Genomic DNA, 15,182 nt, shown 5'->3' on the forward strand with positions numbered 1-15,182 from the left:
CCTTAACAGAAGTGCTAAAAACACTTTTTTCGGCAAAATACGCTTGCTGACGTTTGTTGATTAAGCTAATATAATCTTTGGGTTCCGATTGCTTGTTGATCCTAAGCTTAGCCTGAAAGGATGGCAGAGCTACCGAAGCTAATACTCCAATCAACATTAAAAACACTAAGTATCCACCAACATTCGATGCAAGGCTAGCTGATTTAGAACTTGGTTGACTCATAGTTTTGTATCCTCCCTGTTTGTAGTAAAGAATTTAGTCAGGTAAATCTCAATTAAAAGCCGATTTAATCTTGTAATCGACTGTCATTATATTGCGTATAGTTAGTTTGGTGAGACCATTGGTCTTGTGCCTTTACCGCAAGCAGTTTTACCATTTTCATAGGTGGGTTCCGCTGGTTGAATGCTACCGGGAAAATCAGCTTCGCAGAATATAAACGTTGTAGTTATTTCCTCTTTGGTAGCATTGGGAACAAAGTTTTTTGGCGGAACAATAAAAACACCGCCGACATAACTTTTTAATTCGTTTTCCTTTGCTACTGCATAATTAAATGCTGCTTTCTTAGTGGCGCGAATTGAATACTTGAAAACTTTTGTCTCTGTTTTAAGGCCAATTCCCAAAGCCTTAACAGAACTGGAAAAAGCATTTTTTTCGGCAAAATAGGCTTGCTGACCTCGGCTCATTGATCTAACATACTGTATCCCTTCCATTTTCTTATATTTACAGCCCTTGCAACCACCCAGAAATGATGGCAGAGCGATCGCGCCAATTACTACAATGCCCATTAAAAGCAATAAGCATCCGCAACCATTAGGTGAAAGGCTAGCTGATTTAGAATCTTGTTGACTCATAGTTTTGTACCCTCCCTGTTTGTAGTAAAGACTTTACTCCGGTAAATCTCAAGTGAATGCCGATTTGATATTGGTAATCGACTGTCATTATCTTGCGTATAGTTAGATTATCTGGTCACTTGTCTTGTGCCTTGCCCACAAGCAAGTTTACCGTTTTCATAGGTGGGTTCCGCTGGTTTAATTGTACCGGGAGAATCAGCTTGGCAGAATATGGATATTGTTGTTATTCCATCTTTAGCAGCATTTGGCTCAACTTCTTTAACAGGAACTAGAAAGACACCGCCGACATAACTCTTAAGTTGTGGTTGCTTGGAGACTCCATAATTAAAAGCAGTTTGCTTTGTGGCGCGAACTGAATACTTGTAATTTGTTGTCTCCGTTTTTATCCCAAGTTCCAAAGCATTAACAGAAGTGGCAAAAGCACTTTTTTCAGCAAAGTGAGCTTGCTGCGCCTTGTTCATTGAGCTACCATACTGTTTTGCTTCTGACTGCTTGCTTCTATTGGTATTATTTAGATAAAATGGCAGAGCTATCCCATTCATTACTCCAATACCGGTTATAAGTAATAAGCATCCGCAACCGCGACAAGCTGCATTGCGAACTATTGATTCTTGATTTGTAGTCATGGTGTTGTCTCCTTAAATGGTATATACAAGGTGAATTAAAGTCGGCGAGGCCGAGCCTCTGGATCTGCGTTACCAGGCAGAGCCTGGTAACGAGGAAAAGGAGGAAATACTAATCTTTAAGCTCGCAGCTTTTGTACTTCTTTCCGGTCAAGGGATGTGGGCTGAATCACTTTACTGCCGATCGCAAAATCGCGCAATTCCACTCTCGTAAACTTCACCCCCCAAGGATCTGTCGTTGTATCCAACTCTTCCACTAAAGCATTATTAATCTCATGTCGAGCCGTGTAGAGTTCCTCAACAGATAATTTAGCAAGGTGAGTCCGAATTGAAAGAATCAGCATATTTAACATCGCTTCCTTGAGATTCTGCACTTTGTAGGAAGCTTTTTCTAAGTCAATGATTCGCCAGTACACAATAAAATCAACGGTGATAGCCACGCGATCGCGCGTTGTGCATTCTTGCGGTGGCAAGTTTAAAATTTGCTCGCGCAGAGTTTGTTTATAGGCGACTGTTTCGACAAAGGGAATCAAAAATGTTATACCCGGTTCGAGCTTTTTTCGATCATACTTTCCGAAAATTTCAACTAATGCCTCATCTCCTTGACGGACAATTTTTACGCTGTTGGCTAAGGATACTCCGGTGATGGCAAACAATACCGTCAAAAAATACTGATACATAGTGAATCTCCTGGTAAATAGTTGACAGTTGACAGTTGACAGTTGACAGTTGATAGTGATTTCTTAGTCTCTTAGAGGGACTTTGTTTGGCAAGAAGCGATTCAACTCGCCGAGTTATAAAAGAGCTAACTCAGATTTAGCTGTTGATATGAATTAATCTGTCAGGTACAACAATCAGCGTGTTTCCTTCGCGGCGCAAAACGTAAACTTTTTGTCTGGGTGCGATAGCCCCTTGGGAATCTTCATTACGGGCTTTCCACGAAGCCCCTTCATAGATCACCATTCCGGTTTCTCCGGGGAAAATTTCGGAGATAGTTGTCGCTTCCGTGGCTTCGGGAATGACAAACTTTTTGCGAACAATGAAAATCGGTCTAATCCAGATGCTCAGCGCGAGGGCTATCCCCATCCAGTAGAAGATTTGCCAGTCAAAATCTTCATACATTATGTTCGCCCAACTAAACTGAAATGCTACAGATCCTCTCCACAAAATAAAGGCTTCAATTAAAGCCGAAGCTCCCATCATTAGCAGGTAAAATCTGTATTTTTGGGGCTGAGTTTTGATAATTAATAGCTCCATCGCACTAAGCACAACTCCGATCAGCAACCAGAATAGGGGCGGGGTGAAGGCGAAACCTGGTTGATTAGTGGCTGACGCCAGCGACCAAATTAGGATAGAATACACAATGCTTTTACCTCGTTTTGATGGGATTCAACCTTGTTATTTCTAATCTAATCAGGTGGCTATTTGAGTTGGCGACTGAGTTATTTGAAAAATCATCGACTTTTCATCGACTTTTCATCGACTTTAGGTACGGTTGGCATTTATGATGGTTTCAGTGTTTTGATTGTGATAAGCAATGCCACGATCGCTAAGGGTGCGCGAAGAGTGCATTCGCGCAGTTAAATCCTGTCTCCTGAGAAATGGCTTCCCCAGTCAGAAAATCCTGGCTGAGGATTTAGGGATGGCGCAATCTACTGTCAGCCATTTTCTGAATGGCAAACCTGTGGATTATGCCAATTTCATCGAAATTTGTCGCGGATTGGGGCAGGAATGGCGCGATATAGCCGATTTTGAGGCGAATTCAGAGCCAAAGGAGGTAGTGCTGGTGGGGGCAAAAGTGGCGATCGTCTTCGAGGGCTTCGCCAACGGGCGTTGGCTAAGCCCTCGAAGAGGATCGACCTCACACAAAACCCTTTCCCAGCAGTTACACCAAGCTTTGAGTGCGGGAGGCCACGAAGTCTTTTTTATTAACAACAGCAGCGAGTCAGGCTCATATTTAAAGCGTTGCGATTATTTGCTGTTGCTGATTTCAGAAGAATCGGCCGCTAGCGAAATGGTATTGGAACAAGTACAGCTAGCCAAAGAATTGCACAATATTAATGCTCAAAAGCCCGCAATTTTACCGATTTTTATTGAATTAAATACACCGCTTTCCTTTGATTTACTGAGCTATTTAGCCGGAATTCAGCCCTGGCTGTGGCGCGGTGCTGGCGACTCCTACAAGTTATTATCAGAAATTTTAACTATCATCAAAGAAGGTCGCACATCGTTAACTGCCGACAATGAATTAGCTGTAGAATGGAACGCAATTCATAGCACTAAACAGTCAATAATTCAACCCCTGCCAGCAGCACCGCCAGAATTGCCGGGAGGACAAGTTGAAATAGCTTCTTGTTTTTATATCGATCGCCCTCCGATCGAATCCCGCTGTTACGAGACGATCGCCCAACCGGGAGCGCTAATCCGCATAAAAGCACCCAGACAAATGGGCAAAACTTCCTTAATGGCGAGAATTTTGCATCATGCAGAAGTGCAAGGTTCTCGCACGGTAGCGCTGAGTTTTCAGCTAGCCAATAGGAAAATATTCGCTAATTCCGATACATTTTTGCAGTGGTTTTGTGCTAGCATCGGTCAAGAGTTAGGAATGCTGGAGCAGTTGCCCAAGTGTTGGGAATTAGCCGATTTGATTGGCAGCAATCAGTGCTGCAAAGCTTATTTTGAACAGTATTTGCTGTCAGAATCATCACAACCTCTGACGTTAGGGTTGGATGAGAGCGATCGCCTGTTTGAATCACCGGAAATTGCCGACGACTTTTTTGGGTTATTGCGCGCTTTACACGAAGAAGCAAAACGGCGCGATATTTGGAAAAAGTTTCGCTTGATTGTGGTGCATTCTACGGAAGTATATATTCCGCTGGATGTGAATAAATCGCCGTTTAATGTGGGTTTGCCGATTGAATTGCCAGAGTTTAATTCCCAGCAAGTGCAAGACTTAGCAAAGCGGCACGGATTGAATTGGAGCGGGAATGAAGTTCCAGAATTGATGGGGTTAGTGGGCGGAAATCCTTATTTAGTGCGACTAGGAATGTATCATATTTCGCGTCAAGATGTGACTTTAGAGCGGTTAGTGAAAGAATCTGCAACAGAAGCGGGAATTTATAGCGATCATTTGCGGCGGCATTTATGGAATTTAGAGAAATATTCGGAATTAATGGAGGCGATGAGAGAGGTTGTGAGTGTTTCTCAGCCAGTTAGATTGAGGTCAGAATTGGGGTTTAAGTTAAATAGTATGGGGTTGGTGAAATTGGATGGAAATCATTGCATTCCGAGATGTCGGTTGTATCAGAAGTATTTTGGCGATCGCCTAGGTTGATAGTTATACGTTGTACCAGTCTCAAGAAGGGGCAAGATGCCCGTTCCACAAGAAGATTGAGTTTTTAAGAAGGGGCAAGATGCCCATTCCGCAAGAAAATGGAGTTTTTCAAGAAGGGGCAAGATGCCCATTCCACAAGAAGGTTGAGTTTTTAAGAAGGGGCAAGATGCCCATTCCACAAGAAAAGAGAGTTTTTGAAGAAGGGGCATCTTGCCAGTTTCTAAACAGGTGATTGAGAAGGAAGCTTGATATAAGTTAATACCAGTTTCCATAAACGTTGCTACCTTTACTCACAAGTTGAAAAGGGTATGAGACGGTAGCGGTTAAATCTCTATCAATGGAAGGGTGTATACGGCTGACAGATTCGCTATCTTGAAAGTAATTAGCCAGAATCATCAGCAATCTGCAACGGTTGGCTGTTTGGGCAGGCAGCACAATAATCAAAGTCATAACATAAGTTGATTCCATGCAAAACACGGCAGATTTACTCCCCAAAATAGACTCGCTGAGTCTTCCCAAAAAGCAACCCGCACCCCCAAATTACGAAGCAGCCGATCGGCAATTTGTCAATTTGCTAGAAGTCGAGGATTTAGACAAGACGGTGGCGACAAAACCGTTACTTGTCAGCGATTTTGAAAGCGCAATCGCCTATGCAATTCAAGCAGCTTACCAACAGGAACCGGGCGATGAGGCCGCTCACCGCTTCTTGCAGCGCGTGCTTTACCGCATCAACCGCCTCAACTTGTTTTGGTACGATGATTTGCGCCGCTACAACAACGAACGATCGCACTATTTGCGTTCTGTGCGTGATCGCATTGAGGAACCTTGGCAGCAGTGGGAAATCGCGCAAATCGACGTTGCAGCGCTGCAAAAATTGCCGGATGTCAAGCAAGCTCTGCGCGATCGCGCAGCCGCCGATGTCGATCCTCCGCTAACTGAGCTCGATCGCTACCAGCGGGAACAGATGACTGAAGAGGGATACAAACACCTGCTGGCGATCGCCTCCTTCGATGGTTTAGTGGAAGCCAGCCGTGTTTCTCGCATCATCGGCGGTGCCGGCAACGAAATTCAGTGCACCCTTACGCGAGTGCTGATCGAAGAATACGGCGGCGGTCGCCTCCCGCGCAAGCATTCGACCTTTTTTGCTCAAATGCTGGCAGAATTCGGGATGAGTACGGAACCGGAAGCGTACTTCGATTTAGTGCCTTGGGAAGTGCTCGCAAGTATTAATCACAACTTTCTGCTGACGGAACGCAAGCGCCATTTTCTGCGCTACAACGGCGGACTCACTTATTTTGAGGTGGCCGGGCCTGTCGCTTACCGCAATTATCTAGCCGCCGCCCAGCGTCTGGGCCTCTCGCAAGCTGCGATGGGTTATTGGGAACTCCACATCAAAGAAGATGAACGTCACGGCCGGTGGATGTTGGATGAAGTGGCGATCCCGCTGGTTGATAGATACCCGCAGGAGGCTTGGGAGCTGGTGTTGGGGTACGATCAGGAGAAGTCGATCGGCGATCGGGCTGCTGCTGCTGTGGTGCGATCGATCCAAGCTGCAGAACGGAATTAACGGCTATTTAGGGTGCATAAGTCTTGGATGCACCCTAGATCTTGCACCTTTCTCAATAAGCCTTTGAGGAACAGGCTGTCCGGCCTGTTCCACAAAGAGTGTATTTCTTGTGTAACAGGCCGGACAGCCTGTTGCTGACAATGGTGGAACACGCAAGATGCACCTGCGAGCGCTGTATTTCACAATGCTGTCATTAACTGAATGAGCTCGATCGACAAATCTCTTTGCGACTTTTGGTGCTTCTTAAAGAAAACTCCAGCCAGCAGATAGATGTTTTCCGTATAAAAAGCCATTCCCTGTTCTCTGAGAGTGGCGATCGCGCTTTTCACTTTGGGTTCCGAACTATAATAGCCAAAAGTTAAAGGTGCAATTTCAAAATTCGCAACCGAGTAGCCTCGATCCAAGGCATAATCGATCAAACCCACAGGATTAGAATAGCTAGAAACCATCAGCAAAACTTCATCGCTGCCCAAAGATAAAAGTTTCTTAGCAATTGTACAACCATCATTCCCGCCGTGCAACAGTGGTTGGTAGATTTTATCATCTACCGCAGGCAAGTAAGGCGGATTTGAGATGACACAATCCGCCGACTCGTATAAAGGCGAATCAAAAAAAGAGCAATTGTTGACTGTGTATTTTTCGCTGAGTTGATATTCCTTAATTTGAGACTGAGCAATTTTCCAAGCTACATTATTTAGCTCAAATCCCTGTATTGTCCCATCAAAATCACTTCTCAGCAAAGACTTAATAACTGGACTTCCCTCTCCTGAACCAAACTCTACGATAAGTCGAGAATTGTCACTAGCATTTAACACTAAACTTTCCAAGCAGTGCGCGTAAAAATCCGATTCTTCCGGGCAGTGGAATACCTGTTTCAGAGGATGGGATGAAGTGAGCATAAATTCGGTAACAAAGTTGACTATTTTTAAAATATCGAATAAGTAATATTCCAGCCATCTGTCGCAAGAGCTATTTTATCAACTTGTACAATCTATCTCTTCCTGTTATACCGGGTGGGCTCAAATAACTATTACTGCCGACAGATTATCCAATTAACTAGATTAATCCGATTGACAGATTGCAATTAGAGCGATTACTGGTGAGATAGTACCTAAGCAAATAATTGTAAATTTTAATAGTGTCAGATATGACCTTTTTTAATTATTCAGTTCCCCCTCTGCGCCGGAAACAGCTTAACATCGAGCTTCAGGATTTAGAAGGGCTTTGGCAGGTTCAGTTTCCCCTTGGCAAAGATCGATTTTATTCACAATTTTACACTTGTCTCGATCGAACTTGCTTGCTGTGGAGCTTGCTGTTAATACCCATCTTCGGCACAGCACAATTTTTTTCTGTGAGTTGGATGCTGCAAGCCGGTTTGTGGTCAGCGCTCAGCCTCGTAGGTACAGCAGCAATGGTAAGCATGACATACTCTTGGGTTAAAATAGAACGCCTGATTTGGGTGCTTTACGGTTGGGTAATACTAATGTTATTAGGATTGTTGCTGACAGATTTAGCAATTTTTCTCAGTTGGGGAAAAGTGTTGGCGAATCTCTGTCCGCTGTGGTTGGGAATGAGCGGGATAGGGTATTTAGGGACGGGACTTGCAGTGCGATCGCGCGCGCTTTTAGCTGCAAGTTTATTTCACCTGTTGGGGATTTTGATTTTGCCTTACACGGGCGGTTGGTCTTTCCTATTTACGGGAGTCGTAATGGTATTTAGCTTGCTGGTTTTAGCCGAATTGCAATGGGATATGCGCCAGCCTATTAACAGGCTACATTAACGGGTGTTCCGCCGCGATTCCCACAGCTATCAACCTCAAGCATTAACCACAACTGATGAGTACATTCCTAATGACGGAGGATATCACGCCCGCTAGAATAACGTCACTGCAATTTGTGGGTAGTGAGGACTTTTGGTTCTCCTCAAAATTTGAGGAATGAAGTCCTCACTAAACAACGGATCGGGGTTATTTTAGCGGACACGATAGAAGTGATGGCTGATAACTAATTGCCACCAGACTGTACAGATTTGCGGGTTTGGTTAGTATCGTCGCCCTTGTGATGCCACGTGCCACCTTCGCCTTGAACGTATTCAGATTTTACGCTGTTCCAAGCAACGCTAGTAGCACCATCGGCGCTCATTCCATCTTCACTAGCGCTCTTAAAAGCCGCCTGAAAAATTTGTTTCGCTCCTTGGGGGAGTTCTTGTGCTTCTGAAGGTAAGGTATCAAATTGTTGTTCTGGCATAATGACCTCTAATTATTAAACATAAATTTAATCTTATATACTAGAACCCACTACTTTCCTCTCTCTAAAAGCAAGTTTAAGATTGCATTCTTATCAGTCCGAAGACAGATGTAATATTAAAGTTTTTGTAAAAACTAATACAACTTGATTGCCGTTCCTGGTTCAGCCGGATTTGGCTAATTTCCCTCCTCCAACAGCCATTAATCTGACTTCGGTTTTTTCACCTGCGAACTTAGAAAATACGTCAGCGCAGCGATTACTAAAGCGATACCTGCTCCCAAGGGAAGGATGTTCGTCCCGCCATTCCACCGAACTACCTCCGAGAGAAACAATACACTCAACACTACTACAATGACGCTGGTGAGTTTGCTTTTCAGGTCGTCGATAGTGTGAATTTCCAGCCAGATGGGTACTTTGATGCGCTCGTCAATAAACAACTCGTAAAGTCCGAGTGCAGTAATGTAAAATACTGTGGCGAGGAGAAACAAATCTACAACTTCGATGCCAGACAGAATCAGTTGTTTGGAGTTTTCGCTGGAAACCGGTACTGTAACTGTGTGGCCGATGGTAATGACGGTTTCCAGGGCACCGTAGATCAAAAGCGTCACAGACGTTGCAAAAGAACCGAATACAGCGATTAACATTAGATAGCGACTTCTGGCAAGAATTCGATGCAGCATAGTTGATCTCTCGTTGGAAAATTGGTTAGAGAACAAGCGCTCTCTGGCATACCTGTGGCTTTACTATATCAGAGTTTGCCCGATCGCACTCACAAGCAATTCTGCCGAGTGTGGCCACTGGTTAATTTCAGGTCGCGCGGCCACAACTCGCATAGCCCTCATTTCGCCTTCGTGTTTGAGACAACTCCAATCCCAGTCAAAAGCCTTGCTGTTGCAGGGTAGCAGGCGCTTTTGCGACTCGGAGCGATCGCTCGCGCGTTTTGAGATAATTTAGTTTCCTGGGAAAGTTTGAGCGGTATTCTGCCAGTGCCCAAATTGTCAGCCACAAGTTAAGAAAAAATAGCGCTCAAAAATTTTTAAAACTAACTCATCTGGCGGAGTGCTCAAGCAAAATTGACGGTGAGAAAATCACCAATTTCTGCCTCAAAGCACCTGCATCCGGGGAAAATTCATAGGAAGAAGCGGGCGCTTGTCTGAGAAAGCCGGTTAATTCGTATATGTCTCGTTACTCCACCCAAAATTTTTCATATCAACCTGGTTTCTATCCCCCGAACACAAAATTTGATTAAGCTAGTCTGCCGCTCAATCAAATTTCATCCACCACCTGAAATAAAAAGTCCTTTTGTCAAATATTCCTAAAGATGAATGGCGAACTTGAAGCATACGTAATAGCTTATAAACTGTTAACGTGGCGGTGTAATTAATCAGGAAAAAATCATCAAGGGAACGGGACTAAATTGGCTCCCTAACCTTCATTGTTCCGCAGCGAAGGTTAGAAAAATTGTACGTTACGCTGTCAATTTGACCCTCCGGTTTTGGCATCACAACCGATCGCAGCACTCTATGCAAAAGCAAGCATTACCATGAAATCTTCTAAATTGTTGAAAGTTGTTTTAGCAAGCGCTTGTACTTTAGGTTTAGCAACGGTTTCCTTAGCACTGCCTGCTTCAGCCCAGTCGGGCGGTGCTGGTGGCGGCGGTGCCGGCACAGGCACAAGCGGTACAAGCGGTACAACGGGTACGAGTGGCACCGGTACAAGCGGTACAAACGGTACAAGCGGTACTGGCACAAGTGGTACAAGCGGTACGACTGGCACGGATACAACCGGTACTAGCGGTACGAGTGGCACTGGTACAACGGGTACAAGCGGTACAACGGGTACAACGGGTACGAGTGGCACCGATACAACGGGTACAAGCGGCATCGGTACAAGCGGTACAAGCGATACAACGGGTACGAGTGGCACCGGTACAACGGGTACAAGCGGTACAACGGGTACAAGCGGTACAACGGGTACAACGGGTACAACGGGTACAAGCGGTACAACGGGTACAACGGGTACAACGGGTACGAGTGGCACCGATACAAGCGGTACAAGCGGTACAAGCGGTACAAGCGGTACAAGCGGTACAAGCGGTACAAGCGGTACAAGCGGTACAACAGGTACAAGCGGTACAACAGGTACGACTGGTACAACGGGTACAAGCGGTACAACCGATACGACTGGCACGGGTACGACTGGCACGGGTACAAGCGGTACAACAGGTACGACTGGCACGGGTACAAGCGGTACAACAGGTACGACTGGCACGGGTACAAGCGGTACAACCGATACGACTGGCACTGGTACAACAGGTACAACTGGCACTGGTACAACAGGTACAACTGGCACTGGTACAACAGGTACAACTGGTACGACATCGACGCCGGCTGATACTAATTCTGGAGTTTTGAGTGCTCGGCGCGATAGCCCCAACAATTTCGGGTGGCTGGGTGCCCTGGGCGCGTTTGGTTTGATCAACTTGTTTCGGAAAGGCAGTACGCCATCCCATCGGTAGTTTCGGGCGATTCCCTACGGGATAGCTTCGCTTGACGTACTTTTGAAAACAACTTAGAGGCTTAGAAATTCATGACTTCACTCAATCGCAAAAATTTGTTCAAAAAATTGGTAACAGTTGCCGGAATTGCCGGCGTTAGTTCCTTGATAGCTGTGCCGGGATTCGCAGAATTAAACCGCCAGACTCACGGCTTCAACCAGTCGGGCGATCGGGTTTTTGATCTTGCTGATAGCGACTTAAACGATCCTAATTCTCCGGGACCTTCTGTTACAGATCCTAACAACAACAATCCTGGCGGTTCTCCCAACACTCCAAATACCCCCACCAACAACACTCCTGGCGGTTCTCCCAACACTCCAAATACCCCCACCAACAACACTCCCGGCCGTTCTCCAAATAGCCCCATCAACAACACTCCCAGCCGTTCTCCCAACACTCCAACAGGTGGCGAAACTTCGCCTAATTCTCTCAGCAGCCAAGACAGAAACTTTGTCATGCAAGCAGGTCAACTTGGTATGCTGGAAGTGGAGCTCGGCAGATTGGCAGTGCAGCGCGGTTCTAGTGCAGGTGTGAAACAATACGGGCAAGAAATGGTTGAGGAACACACCCAGGCTAATCAAGAACTGATGCAGGTAGCAACGCAAAAAGGCGTAAAACTGCCAACCGAAATAAGCAGCCAGAACACAGCTTTGATGGATCGACTTTCCGGACTATCCGGTACAAGTTTTGACACCGCTTACAAGCAGGCTATGATCGACAGCCACACTCAGGCTATTGCTTTGTTTCAGGCTCAATCTCAACAGGGACAAGATCCAGACTTGAAGGCTTGGGCCACCCAGAAGTTGCCGAACCTTCAGGCGCACTTGCAAATGGTTAACCAAATGTTGGCAGATACCAGCCAGCCCAAATAGGAGGTAGAGGAGGTAGAGTGCGATCGGCTTTTATGCGATCGCACTCTACCTTTTGTGCTCGGAGAGGGAACAGTAATAAATTCTTTTAAACCCTATAATTTTTGAGAAAAATGGAAGATTTTCTCCGCAACTTGTTGGGCAACAATATTACAGCAACCTGGCTCTTATTTATCGTAGGGTTTTGCTGGATTGCTTACATACCCGGTCGCCTGAAAAATTAAAAATTATCAATTAAAACTTCAAAATTAAGTACGTAGGCGCAAATAAACCTTACCGTGCAACCAACCTATTGGAGGGTGCCTCAAGCCTCAGATTTCCTACGATATTTCATGCCATATCTCCGGGGCAGCCTACAATTTAGTCTAAATTAATCATTTTTTAACAGACAGGCGTTCGATCGCCCGATCGCGGAAACAAGCAAGTGCGATCGGGCGATTTCTTCAAACAACACCAAATTAATTAGTCCTCAGTGTCCACAAAAACAGTCACAGCCGCCACAGCGATTAGCATTTCATCATTTTTATCATTCAGAGAGGCGATCGCCCTTCCTGGCACAATCATGCCTCCTTGCTCCACAATCAGAGTTTTGCTGCCAAAAGGCAGCACCGCCAATACCTCCTCGGCGCGCACTTGTTCCGGGTAAGGAACAGCCACCTTAACCTCAACAATCATCTGATTAGGGTCGGTCAAACCCGCCACTTCCCAGACGCCTAGGAGAGCATTATGGGCGATCGCATTTCGTACAGCCCTTGCACAGGCTACAGTCGGTTCCTGCCCGTGCTGGTCTATACCCATCCCCATTTCAATGATGAAACATTTACGTGTCATAGTTGTCCATTGGTTTATTTTTGTTTGTAGTCGTTAGTGAAGCCCCCCCCTACGGGGGCTTCGCCAACGAAGAGGTTCGCACTCTTTCCCCAAACAATTATCAACCCAAATGACCGAATTTTATATTATTTTATCGCTCCATCGAATAACACAATAATCATCTCATTTAATAAAAAAGATAACTTTAGACGACCTCCAAACTTATATCAAATCAGTCATTGTAAATCTAAAATCTAAAATCTTAAAGTTAAAATGGTATAAGTTATGGTAATATTATCCAATTCAGCTTTCCTCGTGGACTGCAAAACTCATCGCCAGCTTGAATCATGGATAGTTTTCTGCCAATTGCCTACTTTCAAAACCAATTTCTCCCCTTTACCGACGCCAAAATTTCCATAGCCACCCACGCACTGCACTACGGAACCGGAGTCTTAGGCGGGTTGCGGGGAATTCCCGACCCCCAAAATGCCGATCGAATATTGCTATTTAGATTAGACCGCCACTGTCAAAGATTAAGTCAAAGTGCCAGCTTCCTTCACTGCGATTTACCCGCCCGCAAAATCCAACAAATAATTATTGATTTTGTTCAGAAAAACCAACCAACAAAATCATTTTATATCCGCCCTTTTATCTACACATCAAGTTTAGGAATTGCCCCGCGACTGCATAACGTAGAAACCGACTTTTTTGTCTATGGATTAGAACTTTCAGACTATTTACCCAAAGAAGGAGTAAACTGTAGAATTAGCTCTTGGTACCGCCAAGAAGACCGCAGTTTGCCCTTAAGAGGTAAAATTAGTGGCGCTTACATCACCTCAGCCTTAGCTAAAACAGAAGCAGTAGAATCCGGCTTCGACGAAGCTATTATGATGAACACTCAGGGAAAAGTCAGCGAAGCTTCAGGAATGAATATATTTGTCGCCAGAAACGGTAAATTAGTTACTCCCGGTTTCGAGCAAGATATTCTCGAAGGAATTACCAGAGACAGTGTAATCACAATCGCCAGAGACTTAGGAATTGAGGTCATAGAAAGACCCGTTGATAGATCAGAACTGTTGATTGCAGACGAGATTTTCCTCTGCGGAACCGCAGCCAAAATTACGCCAATTAAACGAGTAGAAAACTATCACTTGCCCACAAACCGACCCATCACCGAAAAGGTTTTGGACAAACTAACCGGGATTATCGAAAATCGGGACAGCAAGTACAAAGACTGGGTATTTCCGATTAATCTTAATTAACCGAAAATACCTGTGATCGTAGAAGCGAGTTCACTCGTTACCAGGCAGAGCCTGGTAACGCAGATCAGGAGCATCGGCCTCCACATTTCATGGCAGCCATGCGAGGCAGAGCCTCTGGATATCGGTTCCCAGGTAGAGCCTAACCGTTGTTGTGGAGCAGGCATCTTGCCTGTTTCCTGCTAGGAACTACCCGCACAAAACAGCCGCGTGATGCCGAATGTGATCCTCCATAAAACTAGCTATAAAATAATAGCTATGGTCGTAACCTTCCTGCATCCTTAAAGTTAGTGGCTGTCCCGCTTTTGCACAAGCTTCTGCGAACACTTCAGGCAACAACTGCCCGTCAGCGAGATAGGAGTCAGCAGTGCCGCAGTCAATCAGAATCTGACGGTTGTATTGTGCCTCCAGCACCAATTCGCTAGCATCCCACGTCTTCCACATCTCTTTGTCGTAACCGAGGTAGTGTCCGAATATTTTTTGTCCCCAAGGGCAGCGCATTGGGGCGGAAATAGGCGCAAAAGCGGAAACAGAAAGATAGCGAGATCCATTTTTCAACGCGCAAATTAACGCCCCGTGTCCGCCCATCGAATGACCAAAAATTCCCTGTTTTTCCGGTATCGCTGGAAAATTTTCGGCGATTAAATTCGGCAATTCATCAACCACATAACTGTACATTCGATAGTGAGCCTTCCAAGGTGCGGCTGTCGCATCAACATAAAAACCCGCACCACTTCCTAAATCCCAATCCTCATCTTCCCCAGGGATGTCCGTGTTGCGCGGGCTAGTGTCGGGCGCAACCAGCATTAACCCATATTTTGCCGCAAATTGTTGCGCCCCCGCTTTTGCCATAAAGTTCTCTTCCGTGCAGGTTAAACCTGATAGAAAATACAAAACTGGTACGGGTTGAGATAAAGCTTGCGGCGGCTGGTAAACAGCGAATTTCATCTCGCTGTTGCAAGCGGAAGATTGATGGCTGTAAAAGCCGAGTTTGCCACCGAAACTTTTCTGTTCTTTGTGCAGTTTTAGGGAGTCAGAGAGCATAATTGGGAATTGGGAATTGGG

Annotated in this window: 16 protein-coding genes and 1 pseudogene; 6 read left to right on the top strand and 11 right to left on the bottom strand. The window is 45.4% G+C overall.

Annotated features, from left to right (window positions below; all coding sequences use genetic code 11):
* The 5 genes and pseudogenes from QT979_RS09280 to QT979_RS09300 form a co-directional block, all read right to left on the bottom strand.
* Window positions 1–223: pseudogene (locus QT979_RS09280) on the bottom strand (type IV pilin-like G/H family protein); the annotation flags it as partial.
* 101 nt (window positions 224–324) lie between these two features.
* Window positions 325–852: a type IV pilin-like G/H family protein gene (locus QT979_RS09285; protein ID WP_333212917.1), complete on the bottom strand. Its 528-nt coding sequence runs from the start codon at window positions 850–852 to the stop codon at window positions 325–327.
* A gap of 107 nt (window positions 853–959) precedes the next feature.
* Entirely contained in the window at window positions 960–1,478 is a 519-nt protein-coding gene (locus QT979_RS09290) for a type IV pilin-like G/H family protein (RefSeq protein ID WP_333212918.1), read from the bottom strand.
* A 116-nt stretch (window positions 1,479–1,594) separates the two neighbouring features.
* Window positions 1,595–2,155, bottom strand: coding sequence for an SPFH domain-containing protein (locus tag QT979_RS09295; RefSeq protein WP_333212919.1), 561 nt, complete (start codon window positions 2,153–2,155; stop codon window positions 1,595–1,597).
* A gap of 136 nt (window positions 2,156–2,291) precedes the next feature.
* A complete protein-coding gene (locus tag QT979_RS09300) occupies window positions 2,292–2,837 on the bottom strand; it encodes an NfeD family protein (RefSeq protein WP_333212920.1) in 546 nt (181 codons plus the stop codon).
* A gap of 175 nt (window positions 2,838–3,012) precedes the next feature.
* Here QT979_RS09300 and QT979_RS09305 point away from each other — a divergent pair, with 175 nt between their 5' ends.
* Window positions 3,013–4,809 (top strand): AAA-like domain-containing protein, encoded by a 1,797-nt coding sequence (locus tag QT979_RS09305; protein WP_333309377.1) that lies wholly within the window; start codon window positions 3,013–3,015, stop codon window positions 4,807–4,809.
* A gap of 255 nt (window positions 4,810–5,064) precedes the next feature.
* On the opposite strand, the gene QT979_RS09310 is transcribed toward QT979_RS09305, so the two are convergent.
* A complete protein-coding gene (locus tag QT979_RS09310; protein WP_333212922.1) occupies window positions 5,065–5,259 on the bottom strand; it encodes a hypothetical protein in 195 nt (64 codons plus the stop codon).
* A 16-nt stretch (window positions 5,260–5,275) separates the two neighbouring features.
* On the opposite strand from QT979_RS09310, the gene QT979_RS09315 reads away from it, so the two are divergent.
* Window positions 5,276–6,376: an iron-containing redox enzyme family protein gene (locus QT979_RS09315; protein WP_333309379.1), complete on the top strand. Its 1,101-nt coding sequence runs from the start codon at window positions 5,276–5,278 to the stop codon at window positions 6,374–6,376.
* Window positions 6,377–6,555: 179 nt separating this feature from the next.
* Here QT979_RS09315 and QT979_RS09320 read toward each other — a convergent pair whose 3' ends face one another.
* Window positions 6,556–7,275, bottom strand: a complete 720-nt coding sequence (locus QT979_RS09320; RefSeq protein ID WP_333212924.1) for an SAM-dependent methyltransferase — start codon at window positions 7,273–7,275, stop codon at window positions 6,556–6,558.
* Between the two features lie 248 nt (window positions 7,276–7,523).
* Here QT979_RS09320 and QT979_RS09325 point away from each other — a divergent pair, with 248 nt between their 5' ends.
* Entirely contained in the window at window positions 7,524–8,156 is a 633-nt protein-coding gene (locus QT979_RS09325) for a hypothetical protein (protein WP_333212925.1), read from the top strand.
* 223 nt (window positions 8,157–8,379) lie between these two features.
* Here the strand turns inward: QT979_RS09325 and QT979_RS09330 are convergent, their stop codons facing one another.
* Both QT979_RS09330 and QT979_RS09335 read right to left on the bottom strand, forming a co-directional pair.
* Entirely contained in the window at window positions 8,380–8,622 is a 243-nt protein-coding gene (locus tag QT979_RS09330) for a ChaB family protein (RefSeq protein WP_190662935.1), read from the bottom strand.
* Between the two features lie 200 nt (window positions 8,623–8,822).
* The gene (locus QT979_RS09335; protein ID WP_333212926.1) at window positions 8,823–9,302 is read right to left on the bottom strand and encodes a YqhA family protein; all 480 of its coding nucleotides are present in this window, start codon (window positions 9,300–9,302) and stop codon (window positions 8,823–8,825) included.
* An 863-nt stretch (window positions 9,303–10,165) separates the two neighbouring features.
* On the opposite strand from QT979_RS09335, the gene QT979_RS09340 reads away from it, so the two are divergent.
* Window positions 10,166–11,140 (top strand): hypothetical protein, encoded by a 975-nt coding sequence (locus tag QT979_RS09340; RefSeq protein ID WP_333309381.1) that lies wholly within the window; start codon window positions 10,166–10,168, stop codon window positions 11,138–11,140.
* A gap of 71 nt (window positions 11,141–11,211) precedes the next feature.
* On the top strand, window positions 11,212–12,051 hold the full coding sequence (locus tag QT979_RS09345) for a DUF4142 domain-containing protein (protein WP_333309383.1): 840 nt from the start codon (window positions 11,212–11,214) through the stop codon (window positions 12,049–12,051).
* Between the two features lie 459 nt (window positions 12,052–12,510).
* Here the strand turns inward: QT979_RS09345 and QT979_RS09350 are convergent, their stop codons facing one another.
* Window positions 12,511–12,879, bottom strand: a complete 369-nt coding sequence (locus QT979_RS09350; RefSeq protein WP_333212775.1) for a Lin0512 family protein — start codon at window positions 12,877–12,879, stop codon at window positions 12,511–12,513.
* Window positions 12,880–13,205: 326 nt separating this feature from the next.
* Between QT979_RS09350 and QT979_RS09355 the strand changes: the two genes are divergently transcribed.
* Window positions 13,206–14,120: a branched-chain amino acid transaminase gene (locus QT979_RS09355; protein WP_333309385.1), complete on the top strand. Its 915-nt coding sequence runs from the start codon at window positions 13,206–13,208 to the stop codon at window positions 14,118–14,120.
* A gap of 186 nt (window positions 14,121–14,306) precedes the next feature.
* On the opposite strand, the gene fghA is transcribed toward QT979_RS09355, so the two are convergent.
* Window positions 14,307–15,161, bottom strand: coding sequence for an S-formylglutathione hydrolase (fghA, locus tag QT979_RS09360; protein WP_333212779.1), 855 nt, complete (start codon window positions 15,159–15,161; stop codon window positions 14,307–14,309).
* Window positions 15,162–15,182: the final 21 nt, after the last annotated feature.

The organism is Microcoleus sp. w2-18bC1 (assembly GCF_036700365.1).
Taxonomy (GTDB): domain Bacteria; phylum Cyanobacteriota; class Cyanobacteriia; order Cyanobacteriales; family Microcoleaceae; genus Microcoleus.